Origin of the sequence: Thalassobacillus hwangdonensis (assembly GCF_042675915.1) — a bacterium.
GTDB lineage: Bacteria > Bacillota > Bacilli > Bacillales > Halobacillaceae > Thalassobacillus_A > Thalassobacillus_A hwangdonensis.
In genome coordinates this window covers 1-15,907 of record NZ_JBHTKL010000001.1, presented here as the reverse complement: position 1 = coordinate 15,907, position 15,907 = coordinate 1, and the positions used below count along the sequence as shown (strand labels likewise).

Here is a 15,907-nt window from a genome sequence, read left to right as displayed (position 1 = left end):
GGAGAAAACGTTGATAAAAACAAAAAAGATCGTGCAGGAATTGATCTCCTGATACACGATCTAAAAATTAAAAGTTGAATAGCGCTTTCGGCATTTCCATTTCCAACAGATGCCGTTTGATATCCAGTCCTCCATTATACCCGACCAGTTTCCCATTTGAACCGATTACTCGATGGCACGGGATGATGATCGATAAGGGATTCCGGTTGACTGCTCCACCGATTGCCCGGATGGCTTTAGGAGCCTGGATTGCCATGGCAATATCTTTGTATGCTCTCGTTTCTCCATATGGTATATGCTCATACAGAGCATTCCAAACCTTCTGTTGGAAGGGGGTACCATAAAACTGGAACTTCAAATCAAATTCAAACCGTTCCCCACGGAAATACTGGAGAAATTGGCGCTTCGCCTCGCTAAGCTTTGCAGTGTCCTTCGTAAATTCAGGACAGAGGAAATATTTTCTCGCCCAATTATTATGATGAGTGCTTAAACTTTGGAATGTACCAAAGTCTACCCGGCATAATCCTTTATGATCCTGGACAAGCGTGATGGGCCCGACCGGCGTCTCTACCTCATCATAATAAAGAAAGGAACGTTTACTCATATACAACCCCCTTCTCAAGGTTTTCTATCATTATACAAAAGCCACGCCTGTTAGTGAAGGCAATCAGTAAGAATTGGTAAAAAAGTCCAAGCCCTTTTTCATTTCTTCACGAACTGATTCATCATTTTCTTTCTCCCATGCCTGTTCAATAGCTTCAAAAGCCTGAGCTGTACCTATCTTCCCTAGTCCCCATGCTGCTGTACCTCGAATGACTGGTCTTGGATCTTCGTTCATCAATCGGATCAGTTCATCTACCGAACTTTCATCTTTATAGTGAGCCAAAGCCAATATCGCATTACGCTGAATTGGCTTCTTCCCTCTCCATGATCCAGCCATCGGACCGAACTTCTCTTTGAATTCCCGGTTTGAAATGGAGAGAAGAGGTTTCAACTTCGGTTTCACAAGTTCCGGGTCAGGCTCGAATTCTTCATGCAGATGGAAATCTTTACGCTTGTTCTTTGGACATACGGTCTGGCACGTATCACACCCGTACAGACGATTCCCGATTTTACTTCGGAACTCATCAGGCAGGAACCCTTTCGTCTGAGTAAGGAATGCGATACATCGATTGGCATCGAGTTGCCCCCCTTGCACAAGTGCTCCCGTAGGACAGGCATCCACGCAAATATTGCAGTCGCCACAGCTGTCATCGACCGGCTCATCCGGAATAAACGGTATATTCGTAATCATTTCACCGAGATAGACGTAAGAGCCGAATTCAGGCGTGATGGTTGCACAGTTTTTCCCACTGAAACCGATACCTGCCCGTTCTGCAACAGCTCGATCAGCCAACTCTCCAGTGTCGACCATCGACTTGAATTTGACTTCAGGAACTTTTTCCTTCAAAAATTCCCCAAGCTTATTCAGGCGATCCCGCAGTACATCATGATAATCCCTGCCCCAGGATGCCCTGCAAAAAATTCCTCTTCGATCTCCTCTTGTACTTCTCGGTGCATCTTTCATTTTCGAGGGGTATGCAAGTGCAATCGAAATGATGGATTGAGCTTCGGGTAATAGGCGTGCAGGCTCTGTCCGTTCTTCTACACTACCTTTCTCGAAACCGGATTGATAGGAAAGCTGTTCCTGCCTGACGAGCCTTGCTTTCAACTCTCCAAACACGTCCACAGATGCAAAACCGACCTTATCAATTCCGATTTCCTTAGCATATGCCTTTACTTCTTCCTGCAACTGATGGTAATCCATCATGCTCCCCTCCTTTCTAATGATGCATTAGTTCATATTGTTGACCTTAGCTGTACGCATCCTGTTCAAAGTAGCGGCAATTTCCTGCCTTCTCGGTCTTGCCAGCTCTCCAGGATGCTGATTTTGGAACGGTGCGAAACTCGCAAGGCCTTGGTCATCTATTTGTCTTTCAATCCGATCAAGCAAATCCGTCAGTGAAAGCTCCTCATTAAGTCTGCTCTTTTTATCCAGGTAACTGATGATATCTGCTATCATCCGCGTTTGGGAAGGATCAACGAGCTGCTCGACATAATGAAGGGAAATATCAGTCTTCCCCATCACGATCGTCGTTCTCCCTTTTGCCTGCACTTTTGACTTCTTGCCTCTTTGCGCTTGGATACTTGCAGGTGAAAATGCACGCTTAGGTGTATCACCAAATGATTCTTCCTGGCTACTCTGTCGGTGAGCAGGGTGTGCTGCTGAGATATCCTTCGCTTTTTCCGTCACATTGAATGGAAGATAATGATCCATCATGATCACTTCATCGGCAGCATCGAAGTAGTCTCCTGATCCACCCATTACAAGAATAGTGGATATATCAAGCTGATCTTTCAATTGTTGCACTTTATCAATAAACGGAGTGATCGGCTCTTTTTCTTTTACCACGAGCTCCTGCATGCGCTGATCGCGGATCATGAAGTTGGTTGCGCTCGTATCTTCATCAATCAGCAGTGTCTTTGCTCCTGCCTCCAGCGCCTCCATTACATTAGCTGCCTGGGATGTGCTTCCACTGGCATTCTCTGAGGTGAAACTCGTTGTATCCACGCTATGCGGTAAGTTCTTGATGAATGGTGAGATGTCTACAGAAGTCACTTGACGTCCGTCTTCCGCGCGCACCTTCATCGCAGAACCATCTGTCCATACATATTCACGTCCATCCCCTTTAATATGAGGATACACCCCACGTTCAATCGCTTTCAACAGGGTACTTTTACCATGATAACCGCCCCCGACAATCAGTACGATTCCTTTCTTTAACGCCATTCCCGTCAATGGCTCTTCCCGGTGAGGCAGATTGATTTCTACACGGTTCGCCTCAGGGCTTTTAAAAGGAACAGCTTTTTTCATAGGTCGATCACTGATCCCACTCGTTCGTGGGAGAATCGCACCATCCGCCACAAATGATACCCAATCGTTTTCTTTCATTGCAGCTTCAATAGCATCGTGCTGATCTGCAAGTTGAATCGCTTCATCAATCTCACCATCGTCAATGGAGAAAATCGACTTGTCCATTATTTGAGGAACTACTTGGAAGAAAAGTTTCTCCGCTTCGTTGCCATTAATTCTTCTTCCATTCGCCGGTAAGCCGATCGTAAGGCAAATGGTCATACCCTTTTCATCCAGTGTAACCGACGTCCGCTCCAAAATCTCCTGGCCAGGACGATCTATTGCTACCATGCCGCTCTTTCCTGATCCTTTGATGGAAAAGTGCAGCTTGTCAATCGTCTGGAAAACTTCCCTTGTCAAGCGATCTTCTGCATAGATCCGACGCCTTTTCGTTTCGAGCCAGCTTGGGTGGATTTTCCGCTTATTGCCGGGAACAGACACACGTATTTTTGACGGGGCTGCAAAAGGATCCCCCTGAACGTAATCGATCATCAATTTGAATTTCTGGAATTGATAAGTCCCCTGCAGGCTCTTATATCCTTTATAACTTTTCCCATCCATGGATTTGAGTGACTGTTGAAGTTTGTTCATTTTAAATCTCTCCAATCTATTTTAAACAAGTTTCTATTAGGATGGTATCCGTTTTTCCCCATATAAAAACGCAATGCTTCGTTTGCCTTTTCAAACGAAACACTGCGTTGGTCACTTAGGATAGAATACGATCAAGTAATCCAATTGTTACCAATCCTGCTTGATCCTATTCCATTTCAGGAAAAATAATTGCGGTCAAAGCGGGTGAAGGGAATCGAACCCTCGTCATCAGCTTGGAAGGCTGAGGTTTTACCATTAAACTACACCCGCACGTTATTAGGTGGAAATATGTTTATTTGAACACGCTCCGTGGTTCTGTGCCCCTTCCTCTACTAGTTGATTCGGGGAAGAAGTGCCGTGCGTCGGGGCAACTCGTAGATTATTCGGTGGAAGTGTCGCTCGTCACTACACCCGCGCGATTTTAGTAGTAATGTTATGGTTTGAGCCCGCTCCATGGTTTTATGCCCCTTCCTCTGCTAGCTTATTCGAAGAAGAAGTGCCGTGCGTCGGGGCAACTCGTAGATTATTCGGTGGAAGTGTCGCTCGTCACTACACCCGCACGTTTTTAAGTTGAGATAAGTTAGTTAGTACACGCTCTATAGTTTTGTGCCCCTTCCTCTACTAGATTATTCGGGGAAGAAGATCCGTCCGTCGGGGCAACTCGTAGCTTACTCGGTGGAAGCTTTGCTCGTCACTACACCCGCTTGCGCACATCCGTTAAATTGAGCATTACCTATGGTTCTGTCCCCCTTCCTCTGCTAGATTATTCGGGGAAGAAGATCCGTCCGTCGGGGCAACTCGTAACTTACTCGGTGGGAGCTTTGCTCGTCACTCGTGAATATGTTTTTCATTATAACAATGCGGATATTACGGCGCAATGGATTTCGTGATTTTTTGTCGAAATGAGGGAGATTTTAATTTATGGAATTTCCTTCCTTGAGCTATTGTATGCTTGTTCCAAGCTGAAAAATTCGAAATTCTTTAGAAAAAATTCATTATAAAGAGCTCGGAATCCCGAGCTCTTTTTCAGAAATAGGAAGCGTAATGGATTAGTGTTACCACAAGACTTCCAGCGATGAACACAACCATTCCAATGGTTACTGGTGTAAGAGCAAAGCTGAATGGCTTGATTTCTCCCCCGTTAAAACCAGTTGTTCCCCTTATTCCTGCGTTCATCACATTGCCGCTTTGATGTGTGGATAGGTAGAACAGCCAAACAATGCCGAAGATTACGATACTTCCGAGAAAGAGAATGTCCATCAAATTCCACCCAGTTATGTATGAGACAATCGCCAAAGCAATCGTTTCTGCTACGATGGTGATCAGCACAACCAATAATTTTTTCATCTGATTCCTCCTTTACTTGTTTTACGCAGATGAATGGAAAATGTTTCATATTATTTGAAAGTAGAAAAAGAGAAGATTGGATTCTAATCAATCTTCTCTCGTAGAGTACTGAATTATTTTTGAATGAGACTCCACTGCATCGATTGAATCCCTTTACTCATTTCGCCGATGTGAGTATCATGTTCTTCTTTGATTGTTACCTTTACATCGTACTTGTCGTAGATCGTCCCAAATCCATCAGTCATAGGATCGCTCCCCACCGTAGCTTCTGAAACATCTCGTAAAAAGGCTTCAACAGCAGGCAAAAAGTCGTCAGACGTCACGCGTTTATTTGACTGAATGATCAAAAGGAGCTTTTGATTTTCAAGTTCTACCTCCAGCTCTTCCACCCATTCCATATTAAAATTGTCTTCGGCGAATCGCTCGCCTACAGCTTGTGTAATGACCATTTCATCCGCTAACTGACTTGCTTCGCTTTCATTTCCAGACACCTCAGCTTCGGATTGGCAACCGAATAAGAATGCCGTCATAACAATCACAAACCATTTTCTCATTGCTCTACCCCCTTTATGGATTAGTCGTTCAATAATGGAAAAAGTTGCATTAAAAAAAGTTGCCCATAGGGGACAGCCTTTTCATCCAAGAAAGAACGCGCCATAAAGCAGCGATCCAACAATTACAAACGCAGGGTGAAGCTTCACTTTCTCAAGCAAAATGAAGCTCGCCGCAATAAGGAAGATGGTCTGCAGCGCTCCAGCTCCATCATAAGAGGTAACAAAGAACTGAAAGGCCATCACTCCGAGTAGAACCGCAATTGTTGGTCGGATGAGTGCAGTCATCCGTTTTACTTTAGGTGAATCTTTGAATTTGTATAAAATACTGAGCAGAACGATCATCAGTATCAATGATGGTGCCACCGTTGCGAATACACCTACCACCGATCCTAATATTCCTCCCTGCTGAAACCCGATATACCCTGCCATTTTTGTCGCGATAGGGCCAGGTAGTGCGTTAGCCATCGCGAGCATTTCACTGAATTCATTGACGGACATCCACCCGAACCGGCCAACGACTTCGTTTTCGACAAGCGGAATGGAGGCTGGTCCTCCTCCATAACCGACAATTCCAGGAATGAAGAAGGCTACGAATATTTCCCAATAATTCATGGAGTACCCTCCTTCTTAGAAGAGGACGATGCCGGCTTTACGAGTGCATAAACGAGAAGCACAAGAATGATCAGCCCAGGATGCACCCCAGCAAATTCAATCAACACCAGGGAAAGACCTCCAAGTACCAATGCCAGTAACCATCCAAGGTTCTTTTGTGACTTTTTGAAAAAGTCATAAGTCAGCACTGCCAGCATCACTCCTACTACTGGCACGACTGCCTGCGTCATCCCGTTCACCCATGCTTTGTCGCGGAAGCTGGACAAGAATGTAAGCAGGACAATCATGATCGTGATGGTAGGAAGGATCGTTGCCAGTACCGCATTGATCATACCCAGCAGTCCTGCAACGCGATACCCGATATAACCAGCCATCTTTGTTGCAATCGGGCCAGGCAAGGAATTACCAAGCGCAAGTATATCTGCAAATTCATCATCGTCCATCCATTTATACTTTTCTACGACTTCTTTATGGACAAGAGGGATGGAGGAAGGCCCTCCTCCATATCCGAGCATTCCCACGCGAAAGAAAGCCAGGAACAGGTGCCATTGTTTCATGATGTTTCCTCCTTCCGTCCTTTGCTGGATCAATAGGCAGCAATGCTTCCATCTGTCCGTGATTCTGTTCCACCAAACAACGTTCCAGTATTGTTATCGCGCCAGATCGCCTGTCCTCTTCCGAAAGCACCTCGCTCAAGCTGAACATCAAGCTGATGCCCTTTTCTTCTAAGTGCTTCTGCAATATGAGAAGGGAAATGAGGTTCTACCCATATCTTCTTCCCTTCCATCCATTGCCACCTTGGAGCGTCGAGGGCAGCCTGAGGATTGAATCCGAAATCGATGGTGTTCATCATTACTTGCAAGTGTCCCTGGGGCTGCATGAATCCACCCATCACGCCGAACGGACCGACAGCTTGGTTATTTTTCGTCAAAAATCCCGGGATGATCGTGTGGTAGGTCCGCTTACCACCTTTCAAGGAATTATCATGTTCCGGGTCAAAGGAGAAATTATGTCCGCGATTCTGTAAAGCGATTCCTGTCCCCGGCACGACCAGACCTGATCCGAAGCCCATGTAATTACTTTGTATAAAGGAAACCATGTTCCCTTCATCATCCGCTGTAGCCAAATAAACGGTTCCACCTTTTGGAGGTTTTCCTGCTGTTGGAGTCAATGCTTCTTCGCCAATCAGGTTGGCGCGTTCTTTTCCGTATTGTTCTGAAAGCAGATCCTCCACTGCAACCGACATCTCTTTTTGGTCAGTAATGTATTTCTCTCCGTCAGCAAAAGCAAGCTTCAACGCTTCCATCTGTTTATGGTACGTATCGACCGATTCTTTCTCAGCAAAATCGAATCCCTTCAAAATATTCAATGCGGATAATGCTACTAATCCTTGGCCATTGGGTGGGATTTCCCAAACATCGTATCCTCTGTAATTCACTGAAATCGGCTTTACCCATTCAGGCTTAAAGGCAGATAGATCCTCCTTGCGAAGAAAGCCGTCATGCTGCTTGGAAAATGCATCAATTTCATCTGCGATTCTACCATTATAAAAAGACTGCGCATTCGTTTCTGAGATTTCTCTCAATGTGTCTGCATGACCTTGTGAATTCCACGTCTCACCGATTTCCGGTGCACGCCCATTCGGCGCAAAGGTTTCAAACCAATGCTTGAACGCTTCATCTGTCAGCTTATCTTTAAAATTTTTGTAGGCAGCCTTCCAGAACTTGCCCAGCACTGGTGATAAAGGATAACCATCCTCTGCATAGCGGATTGCGGGGGCTAAGCATTCTTTCAATGAAAGTTTACCGAAACGCTCGGACAGCTCCGCCCATGAGGCTGGCACACCCGGTACTGTTACTGGGATCCACCCATATGTAGGGATTTCCTTATGACCTCGGGATTTCACTGCATCGATTGAAATGGATGCCGGAGCTGGTCCACTTCCATTCAATCCGTGCAATTCCCCCTTCGTCCACACAAGGGCGAAGGCATCTCCGCCGATTCCGTTGGATGTCGGCTCAACTACTGTCAGCGCGGCTGCCGTAGCAATAGCTGCATCAATGGCGTTACCTCCTTGCTTCAGGAGATCAAGCCCTGCTTGTGCAGCAAGCGGCTGGGAAGTAGCTACCATCCCATTATTAGCGATGGTAGACATGCGCTGGGATGGATAAGGATTATACAAATGGTCAAATTTCATAAATAAATCCCCTTTTCAGTTTAATAGATGCTACACTTCACTTAACATTTGAAGGATAATCATGTATTTTTAATTAACAAATGATAGTATAAGTATAGATTATAAAATATTCTGACAAAAAAATAAAGACATTTAATCTATTGGAGGTCGTGTCTATGGAACGTAAAGATCGAGCTAAAATCGACGACACCGATAAACGCATCATTGAACTTTTAGTGGAAGATGGACGGATGTCCTATGCAGACATCAGCAAAGAACTTGACCTCTCCAGAGTCGCTGTCCGTTCGAGAGTGAATCAGCTGATGGAAGCAGGCGTCATTGAAAAGTTCAGCTGTATCGTCAACAGCGAGAAGGTAGGGAAAGGTGTCTCAGCCTTTTTTGAAGTCGATTGTGAACCTCGTGCCCTTGTGGAGGTGGCAGAAAACCTTGCTAATAATCCGAATGTTGCCAGCTGCTATCAAATGACCGGGCCGAGTACACTGCATATGCATGTACTAGTCGGTGATTTTACAGAGCTGGAATCGTTTGTGAATAATGAATTGTATGCACTTGAAGGAATAACCAGGGTGGAATCCCACATTCTTCTTCGCAGATTCAAAAGTAGAAGCGGTCTGAAGCTGTAACCAACCATTTTAACTAATGTCCAATACAATCCTAATATAGTTGACACTTTGGGAAGTCAATCTACCCTGATTTTCTAGTAAACTTTTAAGTAAGCAATTCGGTAAGGAGAGTGAATGGAATGATAGCTTTTTCAGAGTTGAAAGATTTTGCCACACCACCAACGAACGAAGGGGATACCTACCCCATCTTCAATCCACACACAAGGGAGCAAATTACGGAAATAAAAGAAAGCATTAACGAGGAAATGGAAGTTGCAATCGAGAAGGCGGCTGTCGCATTTGAAACGATGAAGCGGCTGACCTCTGCTGAACGTTCCGACATACTGGAAAAAGCAAGCAGCATCATTGCGGACCAGAAAGAAACTTTTGCAAAGACAATAACACTGGAATCTGGTAAACCGATCCGTTTTGCATTAGGTGAAGTCGACCGAACGGTGCAGACCCTGAAATTCGCTGCAATCGAAGCGAAGAAAATGGAAGGGGAATCGATCCGACTTGATGCTGCGCCAGGTGGTGCCGGCCGTGATGCATATACAATCTATCAGCCGATCGGCGTTGTAGGTGCAATCACACCGTTCAATTTCCCACTTAATCTCGTATCGCATAAAGTCGGTCCTGCACTTGCAGCTGGCAATACTATCATTGTTAAACCAGCTGAGAAGACCCCGTTATCTTCCATGCTCTTAGCTGAAGCTTTCACCGATGCTGGCCTGCCAGAAGATGCATTCCAAGTAATTACGGGAGATGGCCCTCGTTTAGGGAAAGTGATGATCGACCATCCAGCAGTAGCAAAAATCACGTTCACAGGAAGTCCAAAAGTGGGAGAACTGATTAAATCACAAGTCGGATTGAAAAAAATCACGCTCGAATTGGGTAACAATTCTGCCCTTTATATCGACGAATCCGTCAAAGACCGTCTTGATGAAATTGCTGAGAAAGCTGCTGTCGGAGCTTTTTCCTACAATGGTCAGGTATGTATCAGTACTCAGAGAATTTACGTTCATGAATCAATCAAGGACGAATTTTTGAACCATTTCAAAAAAGCAGCCGAAGCGTTGACCTATGGTGATCCATTTGATGCTGCTACCGACATGTCCGGACTGATAGATGAGAAGTCACAGGAACGTGTTCTCCAATGGATTGATGAGGCAGTCGAAGGTGGTGCTACGCTGATTACCGGTGGATCTAAACAGGAGAATGGTGTGACACCGACAATTCTTACAAATGTAGATGCAGACGCTAAACTTTCCTGTGAAGAGGTTTTCGGACCAGTCGTCATTGTCAATGGCGTCCCTGATGCGGAAGAAGGTTTGAAGCAGATGAACGCCTCTACTTACGGATTGAATGCAGGAGTCTTCACTTATCACCTCCCACAAGCATTCCGCTTTGCTCATGAATTGGAAGTCGGCCAAGTGCTGATCAATGATATACCTACGCTAAGGTTCGATCATATGCCATATGGTGGATTGAAGTCTTCAGGATATGGATATGAGGGGATCAAATATGCGATCAAAGAGATGGTCCACATGAAGTTCATCAGTATGAACCATGCTTTTTAAGTGAGGATAAAACAGGTCGCCTTTAGGAACTAGAGGTGGCGTGAAAATGACTAACTTCCCTGAGGGAATTAGGCCATTTCCACGCCCCTCTTCTTTAAACGACACTAATCAATCTTTGATATCTATTAACAGGGTACGTTTTTTGAATCCGCCTTTTTCTTTCCTTCGATGTTCGCGGGTATGGTAAAGTTCTTCGATGGAAGCTCCATGAGAGTAGGACAATGCGTAGATGACTTCAAGCATATCCGCAAGTTCCGTCAGTGCCTGCCGGTTGTCTGATGCATTCAAATATTCCTCAACCTCTTCCTCCAACTTCTTCTTCAGAGAAGCTCGATATTCTATTCCATTCAGTTCCCGTGTTTTAATCGTTTTTCCAAGCCCCTTCAATATATTCGGGACATTGTCCCTCACCAGTCGATGCTGCTTGCTCACGTTCCCACTCTCCTCTCTATATTCAAGTATTTAACCTGTTTACACTGTGCGAAAACCCTATAACACGACAAACCACTCGTTTATTCCCTTAAAAAACGACAAAAGCAGGTATCCCTAGGATACCTGCCTCTCCATAGTTATAGACTCTCGCAAACAATCCCATCATTGTCGTTTCCATCAAGACCATGTGGGTCTGATGCTGGACCGCCTGCCGCTTCATAAAATGCCTGGGCTTCATCCTGACTGGAAAAGTCGCCACAATCCCGGTCAGGACCATTCGGATCGTATGGAAGCTCTCCTGAATAGTCATCAGATTCACTTGAGGGTGCTTCTGCTGACTGCTCCTCAGAAACAAATCCTTCTTCCGTTACATATCCTTCGATGCTCCAAATCCCTTTACTTTGTTGCTGCGCTTCTTTCTCAGCGTCTTTCATCGATGCAGCATGCGTGTAAGGTGGGTCATAAACATAGGCATATCTGGCAAGTCCTTCTTCGATCAGCAGCTGATTGAAGTTCATCCCATCAACCCATATATAAGCTAACAAGCGTCCGTAATGATCCCGCTCCGGACCATCATATTCAACTCGTACATCTTCCCCGTTCAACGCTTCTTCGGCGTATGTACTTGCCTCATGTCCGAACGGTTGGACCGGCTTTTCTGGATGGACTGTTTCTGGGGTGTCAACGAGCAGTAACCGAACCCTCTCTTCTTTGCCTTCCACCAGGATATCGATCGTATCGCCATCCACGACATTCACTACCGTTGCATCCACGTCACCTTTTTCTACCTGTTTATCGTCATCTGATGGAGTTCCAGATGATTGTTCCGTAGTCTTTTCATTTTTCGCATCTTCATCATCTACGGGCTCTTCGTCAGAGTTGTTTTCTTCGTCTACCGAAGGCGTCTCACTTAACTGTTGCTCCACTTGTTCGGATTGAGCACTATTATCTCCCTCTCCATTGGTACCGCACCCAGTCAATCCTAAAACAAGGGCAACAGCAAGAAGAAAGTGTGCAGAGTAATTTTTCATTGATTGCAGGAACATGTGCAACCTCTCCTTTCAACAATAATAGTTACTCATCTAACTAGCGTGTAAATAGTGTTAACAGTTCATAAAGACGCGCATTTTCATTTTACTAGCTAACTAAATAGATGACAAAAAACACCTGCAGTACAAGAAGGTCTGCAGGCACTTTTCAAATGTTTTAATAGTCGGTTCAATTTATTACAAACTCTTGCTAAATTCAGAAATGGCATCATCCAATATTCCTACTACGTCCTCAATTTGCTGATTATTAATAATGAGCGGAGGAGCAAGTGCTATGGTGTTCATCCCTTTAGCGAAGCGTATTGGACGTGCAATCAGTTTTCTTTCGAAACAAGCTTCCCAAACCTTAGCTGCAGCCATTACACCCTCTTCAAAGGGAACATTATTCGCAGGATCTTGATACAGGTCAATTGCGGACAGGAGTCCGATTGCTCTTGGTTTTGTAACAATTTTATGTTTCTCACTTAAGTATTCCAGTCCCGCTTTCAATTTTACTTCCATGTTTTTCGCATTAGCCACCAGGTTCTCCCGTTCAATGATTTCAATATTTTTCAGCGCTACTGCACAAGATGTTGCATGACCACTGTAGGTGAAACCGTGACTTAACACTTCCTCATATTCTACGATCGTATCACGGACATTCTGACTGAGCATTACACCCCCAAGCTGAGCATAGCCGCTGGTGACACCTTTTGCGAAGCATAACAAATCGGGTATTGCTTCCCAGTTTTCGCTGCCGAACATCGTCCCTGTTCTACCGAAACCAGTAATGACTTCATCAGCTATCAACAGTATATTGAAATCATCGCAAAGTTTACGAACAGCAGCCATATAGCCTTCAGGTGGGATATGCACCCCTCCAGCCCCTTGCACAGGTTCCATAATTACTGCAGCAATCGTATCTGCTCCCTCTTTTTCTACAATATCTCTGATACAGCCTTCATAATCAGGATGGTTCTTATCGCCTCGTTCACATTCAGTTAAATGAGGTTTGGCATGAAAAACTTCCTTGATCTTCGAATTCGTGAAGCTGTGGAAATTTGGTATGGAAGTAGCTGTTTGTGCTGCAATCGTTACACCATGATATGAATTACCAAGGGCAATGATTTTACGCTTAAGAGGTTTCCTATTTAATTCCCAGTAAAACCTTGCTAATTTAAAGGCCGTATCATTGGATTCCGACCCTCCAGAAGTGAAAAAGACAGAATTCAAATTACCTGGGGCTAATGTTGCCAGTTTCTCAGCTAAGCGGACTGCTGGTTCATTGGAAAATCCGTTGAAAGAAGAGCTGTAAGCAAGTTTGGACATTTGCTCCTTAGCCACTTCAGCAATCTCCTGATTTCCATGACCAATATTAACATTCCAAAGCATCGAAACCCCGTCAATATACGGTACTCCCTCCATCTCACTTACGTAGATCCCTTTTCCTTCTGAAAACATCGCCTTTGGACCATTTTCTGCATGCGCCTTTGGGTTTGTGGTAGGATGAAGAAAATGCTTTCTGTCTAATTCTGCTAATTGAACTGGAGTCAACTTATCCATTGAAAGGTTATTTATCACAGGGAAACCTCCTAATTTACTATTTTCTTCTTCAACTTAAAACCTATCTCATATACTCTTTTTACAGTTTTCTAAATTTTTTGTCAACTTGAGTTTTTAAATAATCATAAAAAGCTCTCTTATAAGAAGAGAGCTTTGAAGACATTTAAGAGCTGAAGTAATGACTTTTTACTTGTGAATGTAAATGGTTCATCTCAGGCTGATATACATCTTTTATATCCTTTACTAACCCCAACCTCACTTTATCCGTAAAAACATAATAGGCTAATTTCTTTCTATTATCCATCTTCAACCACGCTCGAACATCATTTAAGAAAGGAAGTTCACCACTTTGTTTCATGGCAGCACGTACTGTATCTACCGGAATTCCCTTACTATCCAGGTGGCTGAAAATCACTTTTAAAGCATGTTCATAGGTAACTTCAAAAAAATGTATGAACCCCGCTTGTTCAATCGGATCATCCAACCGAGCATGCATGTAGTTATCCAACATAGTCAAACTCTTTTCGAAGCGTTCGAAATGCTCAAGCATCTGAGCCTCTTTATATGTATCCATCTGCATGTGCCCCCCCCCCTTTTTATCCTTTTCTAATATGGTATAACGGAATTTGATCCTTTACAATTAATTGCTTTAAGGAAAACACAAAAAAAAGAAAAGCCACTGTAGCACAGTGACTTTTCTTAGTCAGTTTCGACCTATTCGATACCGGTGGCCGGGGTCGAACCGGCACTCCCGAAGGAACACGATTTTGAGTCGTGCGCGTCTGCCAATTCCGCCACACCGGCATGTTGTTTCTTGGAGGCGGCAACCGGATTTGAACCGGTGATAAAGGTTTTGCAGACCTCTGCCTTACCACTTGGCTATGCCGCCCTGGTACTCCTAGAAATAGAACTGGAGCGGAAGACGGGATTCGAACCCGCGACCCCCACCTTGGCAAGGTGGTGTTCTACCACTGAACTACTTCCGCTTATTGAATTGGCTGGGCCACCAGGATTCGAACCTGGGCATGACGAGACCAAAACCCGTTGCCTTACCGCTTGGCTATGGCCCATTAATAGAAAAATGGGGCGACCGGTGGGGATCGAACCCACGAATGCCGGAACCACAATCCGGTGCGTTAACCACTTCGCCACGACCGCCACGTTTCAATGGCAGGGGTAGTAGGAATCGAACCCACATTGACGGTTTTGGAGACCGTAGTTTTACCGTTAAACTATACCCCTATGTATGGTGGAGGGAGTAGGACTCGAACCTACGAACCCGATGGGAGCGGATTTACAGTCCGCCGCGTTTGGCCAACTTCGCTATCCCTCCACGATAATAAATATCAATGGTGCCGGCCAGAGGACTTGAACCCCCAACCTACTGATTACAAGTCAGTTGCTCTACCAATTGAGCTAGACCGGCGAATCAGAAAAGATGGTGGCTTGGGACGGAATCGAACCGCCGACACACGGATTTTCAGTCCGTTGCTCTACCGACTGAGCTACCAAGCCAAGTTATGTAAAGTGGCGGTCCGGACGGGACTCGAACCCGCGACCTCCTGCGTGACAGGCAGGCATTCTAACCAACTGAACTACCGGACCACTTTATAATAATGTATAATGCTGAAATAATTTGGTTGCGGGGGCAGGATTTGAACCTGCGGCCTCCGGGTTATGAGCCCGACGAGCTACCAGACTGCTCTACCCCGCGATAATGTAAATCTCATTCATGGAGATCTTACAATAGTATATGATGGTGGAGGATGCAGGGTTCGAACCTGCGACCCCTTGCTTGTAAGGCAAGTGCTCTCCCAGCTGAGCTAATCCTCCAATATGAAGTGGTGACCCGTACGGGATTCGAACCCGTGTTACCGCCGTGAAAGGGCGGTGTCTTAACCACTTGACCAACGGGCCAGATGTAATGGCGGAGAGCGAGGGATTCGAACCCTCGAGACCGTGGTAACGGTCTACACGAATTCCAATCGTGCTCCTTCGGCCAACTCGGACAGCTCTCCATGGCTCCACCGGCAAGATTCGAACTTGCGACCGATCGGTTAACAGCCGATTGCTCTACCACTGAGCTACGGTGGATCAATGTTAATAAGTATATCATGTTTAATATAAAAGCTTGGCGACGTCCTACTCTCACGGGGGTAAACCCGACTACCATCGGCGCTGGAGAACTTAACTGCTGTGTTCGGCATGGGAACAGGTGTGACCTCTCCGCCTTCGCCACCAAACCTTTATGCTTTTTTTAAGGACAAGGTATATTATATTAACCTTTTCTTAAAATTTCAAGGGGTAATTTAAACTTTTTTCATAAACCCTCAAAACTAGATAAGTGCAGCCATTCAACATATCGTGTCTTTTCGCGAATCATCATATAGATAAGTCCTCGATCGATTAGTATCCGTCAGCTCCACGTGTCACCACGCTTCCACCTCG

At 45.1% G+C, this 15,907-nt stretch carries 14 protein-coding genes, 16 tRNA genes and 1 rRNA gene; 2 read left to right on the top strand and 29 right to left on the bottom strand.

Going from position 1 to position 15,907, the window contains the following annotated elements; translation table 11 throughout:
- Positions 1-67: 67 nt before the first annotated feature.
- From ACFQ2J_RS00155 to ACFQ2J_RS00115, 9 genes are all read right to left on the bottom strand, one after another.
- Positions 68-604, bottom strand: coding sequence for a methylated-DNA--[protein]-cysteine S-methyltransferase (locus ACFQ2J_RS00155; RefSeq protein WP_386055431.1), 537 nt, complete (start codon positions 602-604; stop codon positions 68-70).
- A 63-nt stretch (positions 605-667) separates the two neighbouring features.
- Positions 668-1,807 carry a tRNA epoxyqueuosine(34) reductase QueG gene (gene queG / locus ACFQ2J_RS00150; protein ID WP_386055429.1) on the bottom strand — a complete coding sequence of 380 codons (1,140 nt, stop codon included), beginning with the start codon at positions 1,805-1,807 and terminating at the stop codon, positions 668-670.
- 27 nt (positions 1,808-1,834) lie between these two features.
- Positions 1,835-3,544 (bottom strand): ABC-ATPase domain-containing protein, encoded by a 1,710-nt coding sequence (locus tag ACFQ2J_RS00145; protein WP_386055427.1) that lies wholly within the window; start codon positions 3,542-3,544, stop codon positions 1,835-1,837.
- A gap of 199 nt (positions 3,545-3,743) precedes the next feature.
- Positions 3,744-3,814, bottom strand: a tRNA-Gly gene (locus ACFQ2J_RS00140).
- A 756-nt stretch (positions 3,815-4,570) separates the two neighbouring features.
- On the bottom strand, positions 4,571-4,891 hold the full coding sequence (locus ACFQ2J_RS00135) for a hypothetical protein (protein WP_386055425.1): 321 nt from the start codon (positions 4,889-4,891) through the stop codon (positions 4,571-4,573).
- 113 nt (positions 4,892-5,004) lie between these two features.
- Positions 5,005-5,445, bottom strand: coding sequence for a hypothetical protein (locus ACFQ2J_RS00130; RefSeq protein WP_386055423.1), 441 nt, complete (start codon positions 5,443-5,445; stop codon positions 5,005-5,007).
- An 81-nt stretch (positions 5,446-5,526) separates the two neighbouring features.
- Complete coding sequence (locus tag ACFQ2J_RS00125; RefSeq protein WP_386055421.1) at positions 5,527-6,057, bottom strand: chromate transporter; 531 nt, start codon at positions 6,055-6,057, stop codon at positions 5,527-5,529.
- Positions 6,054-6,614, bottom strand: coding sequence for a chromate transporter (locus ACFQ2J_RS00120; protein WP_386055420.1), 561 nt, complete (start codon positions 6,612-6,614; stop codon positions 6,054-6,056). The genes ACFQ2J_RS00125 and ACFQ2J_RS00120 overlap by 4 nt, the downstream gene beginning before the upstream one ends.
- A 29-nt stretch (positions 6,615-6,643) precedes the next feature.
- A complete protein-coding gene (locus ACFQ2J_RS00115) occupies positions 6,644-8,254 on the bottom strand; it encodes a gamma-glutamyltransferase family protein (protein WP_386055418.1) in 1,611 nt (536 codons plus the stop codon).
- Positions 8,255-8,409: 155 nt separating this feature from the next.
- Here ACFQ2J_RS00115 and ACFQ2J_RS00110 point away from each other — a divergent pair, with 155 nt between their 5' ends.
- Together ACFQ2J_RS00110 and ACFQ2J_RS00105 are read left to right on the top strand one after the other, a co-directional pair.
- Positions 8,410-8,877: an Lrp/AsnC family transcriptional regulator gene (locus tag ACFQ2J_RS00110; RefSeq protein ID WP_386055416.1), complete on the top strand. Its 468-nt coding sequence runs from the start codon at positions 8,410-8,412 to the stop codon at positions 8,875-8,877.
- A 119-nt stretch (positions 8,878-8,996) separates the two neighbouring features.
- Positions 8,997-10,436 carry an aldehyde dehydrogenase family protein gene (locus tag ACFQ2J_RS00105; RefSeq protein ID WP_386055413.1) on the top strand — a complete coding sequence of 480 codons (1,440 nt, stop codon included), beginning with the start codon at positions 8,997-8,999 and terminating at the stop codon, positions 10,434-10,436.
- Between the two features lie 108 nt (positions 10,437-10,544).
- On the opposite strand, the gene ACFQ2J_RS00100 is transcribed toward ACFQ2J_RS00105, so the two are convergent.
- The 20 genes from ACFQ2J_RS00100 to rrf form a co-directional block, all read right to left on the bottom strand.
- Complete coding sequence (locus tag ACFQ2J_RS00100; RefSeq protein WP_386055412.1) at positions 10,545-10,868, bottom strand: pyrophosphohydrolase domain-containing protein; 324 nt, start codon at positions 10,866-10,868, stop codon at positions 10,545-10,547.
- Positions 10,869-11,005: 137 nt separating this feature from the next.
- The gene (locus tag ACFQ2J_RS00095; protein ID WP_386055409.1) at positions 11,006-11,914 is read right to left on the bottom strand and encodes a thermonuclease family protein; all 909 of its coding nucleotides are present in this window, start codon (positions 11,912-11,914) and stop codon (positions 11,006-11,008) included.
- 180 nt (positions 11,915-12,094) lie between these two features.
- Entirely contained in the window at positions 12,095-13,477 is a 1,383-nt protein-coding gene (locus tag ACFQ2J_RS00090) for an aminotransferase family protein (protein ID WP_386055407.1), read from the bottom strand.
- A gap of 145 nt (positions 13,478-13,622) precedes the next feature.
- A complete protein-coding gene (locus tag ACFQ2J_RS00085; RefSeq protein ID WP_386055405.1) occupies positions 13,623-14,039 on the bottom strand; it encodes a nucleotidyltransferase substrate binding protein in 417 nt (138 codons plus the stop codon).
- A gap of 142 nt (positions 14,040-14,181) precedes the next feature.
- Positions 14,182-14,263: transfer RNA gene (locus ACFQ2J_RS00080), tRNA-Leu, on the bottom strand.
- 11 nt (positions 14,264-14,274) lie between these two features.
- A tRNA-Cys gene (locus ACFQ2J_RS00075) sits at positions 14,275-14,348 on the bottom strand.
- A gap of 22 nt (positions 14,349-14,370) precedes the next feature.
- Positions 14,371-14,445: transfer RNA gene (locus ACFQ2J_RS00070), tRNA-Gly, on the bottom strand.
- Between the two features lie 9 nt (positions 14,446-14,454).
- Positions 14,455-14,529 (bottom strand) — tRNA-Gln (locus tag ACFQ2J_RS00065).
- Between the two features lie 12 nt (positions 14,530-14,541).
- Positions 14,542-14,617 (bottom strand) — tRNA-His (locus ACFQ2J_RS00060).
- Positions 14,618-14,627: 10 nt separating this feature from the next.
- A tRNA-Trp gene (locus tag ACFQ2J_RS00055) sits at positions 14,628-14,701 on the bottom strand.
- 5 nt (positions 14,702-14,706) lie between these two features.
- Positions 14,707-14,792: transfer RNA gene (locus ACFQ2J_RS00050), tRNA-Tyr, on the bottom strand.
- A gap of 17 nt (positions 14,793-14,809) precedes the next feature.
- A tRNA-Thr gene (locus ACFQ2J_RS00045) sits at positions 14,810-14,885 on the bottom strand.
- A 13-nt stretch (positions 14,886-14,898) separates the two neighbouring features.
- A tRNA-Phe gene (locus ACFQ2J_RS00040) sits at positions 14,899-14,974 on the bottom strand.
- A 13-nt stretch (positions 14,975-14,987) separates the two neighbouring features.
- A tRNA-Asp gene (locus ACFQ2J_RS00035) sits at positions 14,988-15,064 on the bottom strand.
- A gap of 32 nt (positions 15,065-15,096) precedes the next feature.
- A tRNA-Met gene (locus tag ACFQ2J_RS00030) sits at positions 15,097-15,173 on the bottom strand.
- 43 nt (positions 15,174-15,216) lie between these two features.
- A tRNA-Val gene (locus ACFQ2J_RS00025) sits at positions 15,217-15,292 on the bottom strand.
- A gap of 9 nt (positions 15,293-15,301) precedes the next feature.
- Positions 15,302-15,376 (bottom strand) — tRNA-Glu (locus ACFQ2J_RS00020).
- An 8-nt stretch (positions 15,377-15,384) separates the two neighbouring features.
- Positions 15,385-15,477: transfer RNA gene (locus ACFQ2J_RS00015), tRNA-Ser, on the bottom strand.
- A 1-nt stretch (position 15,478) separates the two neighbouring features.
- Positions 15,479-15,553: transfer RNA gene (locus ACFQ2J_RS00010), tRNA-Asn, on the bottom strand.
- Between the two features lie 35 nt (positions 15,554-15,588).
- Positions 15,589-15,702, bottom strand: a 5S ribosomal RNA gene (gene rrf / locus ACFQ2J_RS00005).
- Positions 15,703-15,907 lie beyond the last annotated feature (205 nt).

What these genes read in the sequence shown, in the direction of transcription:
- ACFQ2J_RS00155 (WP_386055431.1), bottom strand. Translation starts at nt 604, where the DNA reads ATGAGTAAACGTTCCTTTCTTTATTATGATGAGGTAGAGACGCCGGTC.
- ACFQ2J_RS00125 (WP_386055421.1), bottom strand. Translation starts at nt 6,057, where the DNA reads ATGAATTATTGGGAAATATTCGTAGCCTTCTTCATTCCTGGAATTGTC.
- ACFQ2J_RS00145 (WP_386055427.1), bottom strand. Translation starts at nt 3,544, where the DNA reads ATGAACAAACTTCAACAGTCACTCAAATCCATGGATGGGAAAAGTTAT.
- ACFQ2J_RS00130 (WP_386055423.1), bottom strand. Translation starts at nt 5,445, where the DNA reads ATGAGAAAATGGTTTGTGATTGTTATGACGGCATTCTTATTCGGTTGC.
- ACFQ2J_RS00110 (WP_386055416.1), top strand. Translation starts at nt 8,410, where the DNA reads ATGGAACGTAAAGATCGAGCTAAAATCGACGACACCGATAAACGCATC.
- ACFQ2J_RS00105 (WP_386055413.1), top strand. Translation starts at nt 8,997, where the DNA reads ATGATAGCTTTTTCAGAGTTGAAAGATTTTGCCACACCACCAACGAAC.
- ACFQ2J_RS00085 (WP_386055405.1), bottom strand. Translation starts at nt 14,039, where the DNA reads ATGCAGATGGATACATATAAAGAGGCTCAGATGCTTGAGCATTTCGAA.
- ACFQ2J_RS00115 (WP_386055418.1), bottom strand. Translation starts at nt 8,254, where the DNA reads ATGAAATTTGACCATTTGTATAATCCTTATCCATCCCAGCGCATGTCT.
- ACFQ2J_RS00095 (WP_386055409.1), bottom strand. Translation starts at nt 11,914, where the DNA reads ATGTTCCTGCAATCAATGAAAAATTACTCTGCACACTTTCTTCTTGCT.
- queG (WP_386055429.1), bottom strand. Translation starts at nt 1,807, where the DNA reads ATGGATTACCATCAGTTGCAGGAAGAAGTAAAGGCATATGCTAAGGAA.
- ACFQ2J_RS00135 (WP_386055425.1), bottom strand. Translation starts at nt 4,891, where the DNA reads ATGAAAAAATTATTGGTTGTGCTGATCACCATCGTAGCAGAAACGATT.
- ACFQ2J_RS00120 (WP_386055420.1), bottom strand. Translation starts at nt 6,614, where the DNA reads ATGAAACAATGGCACCTGTTCCTGGCTTTCTTTCGCGTGGGAATGCTC.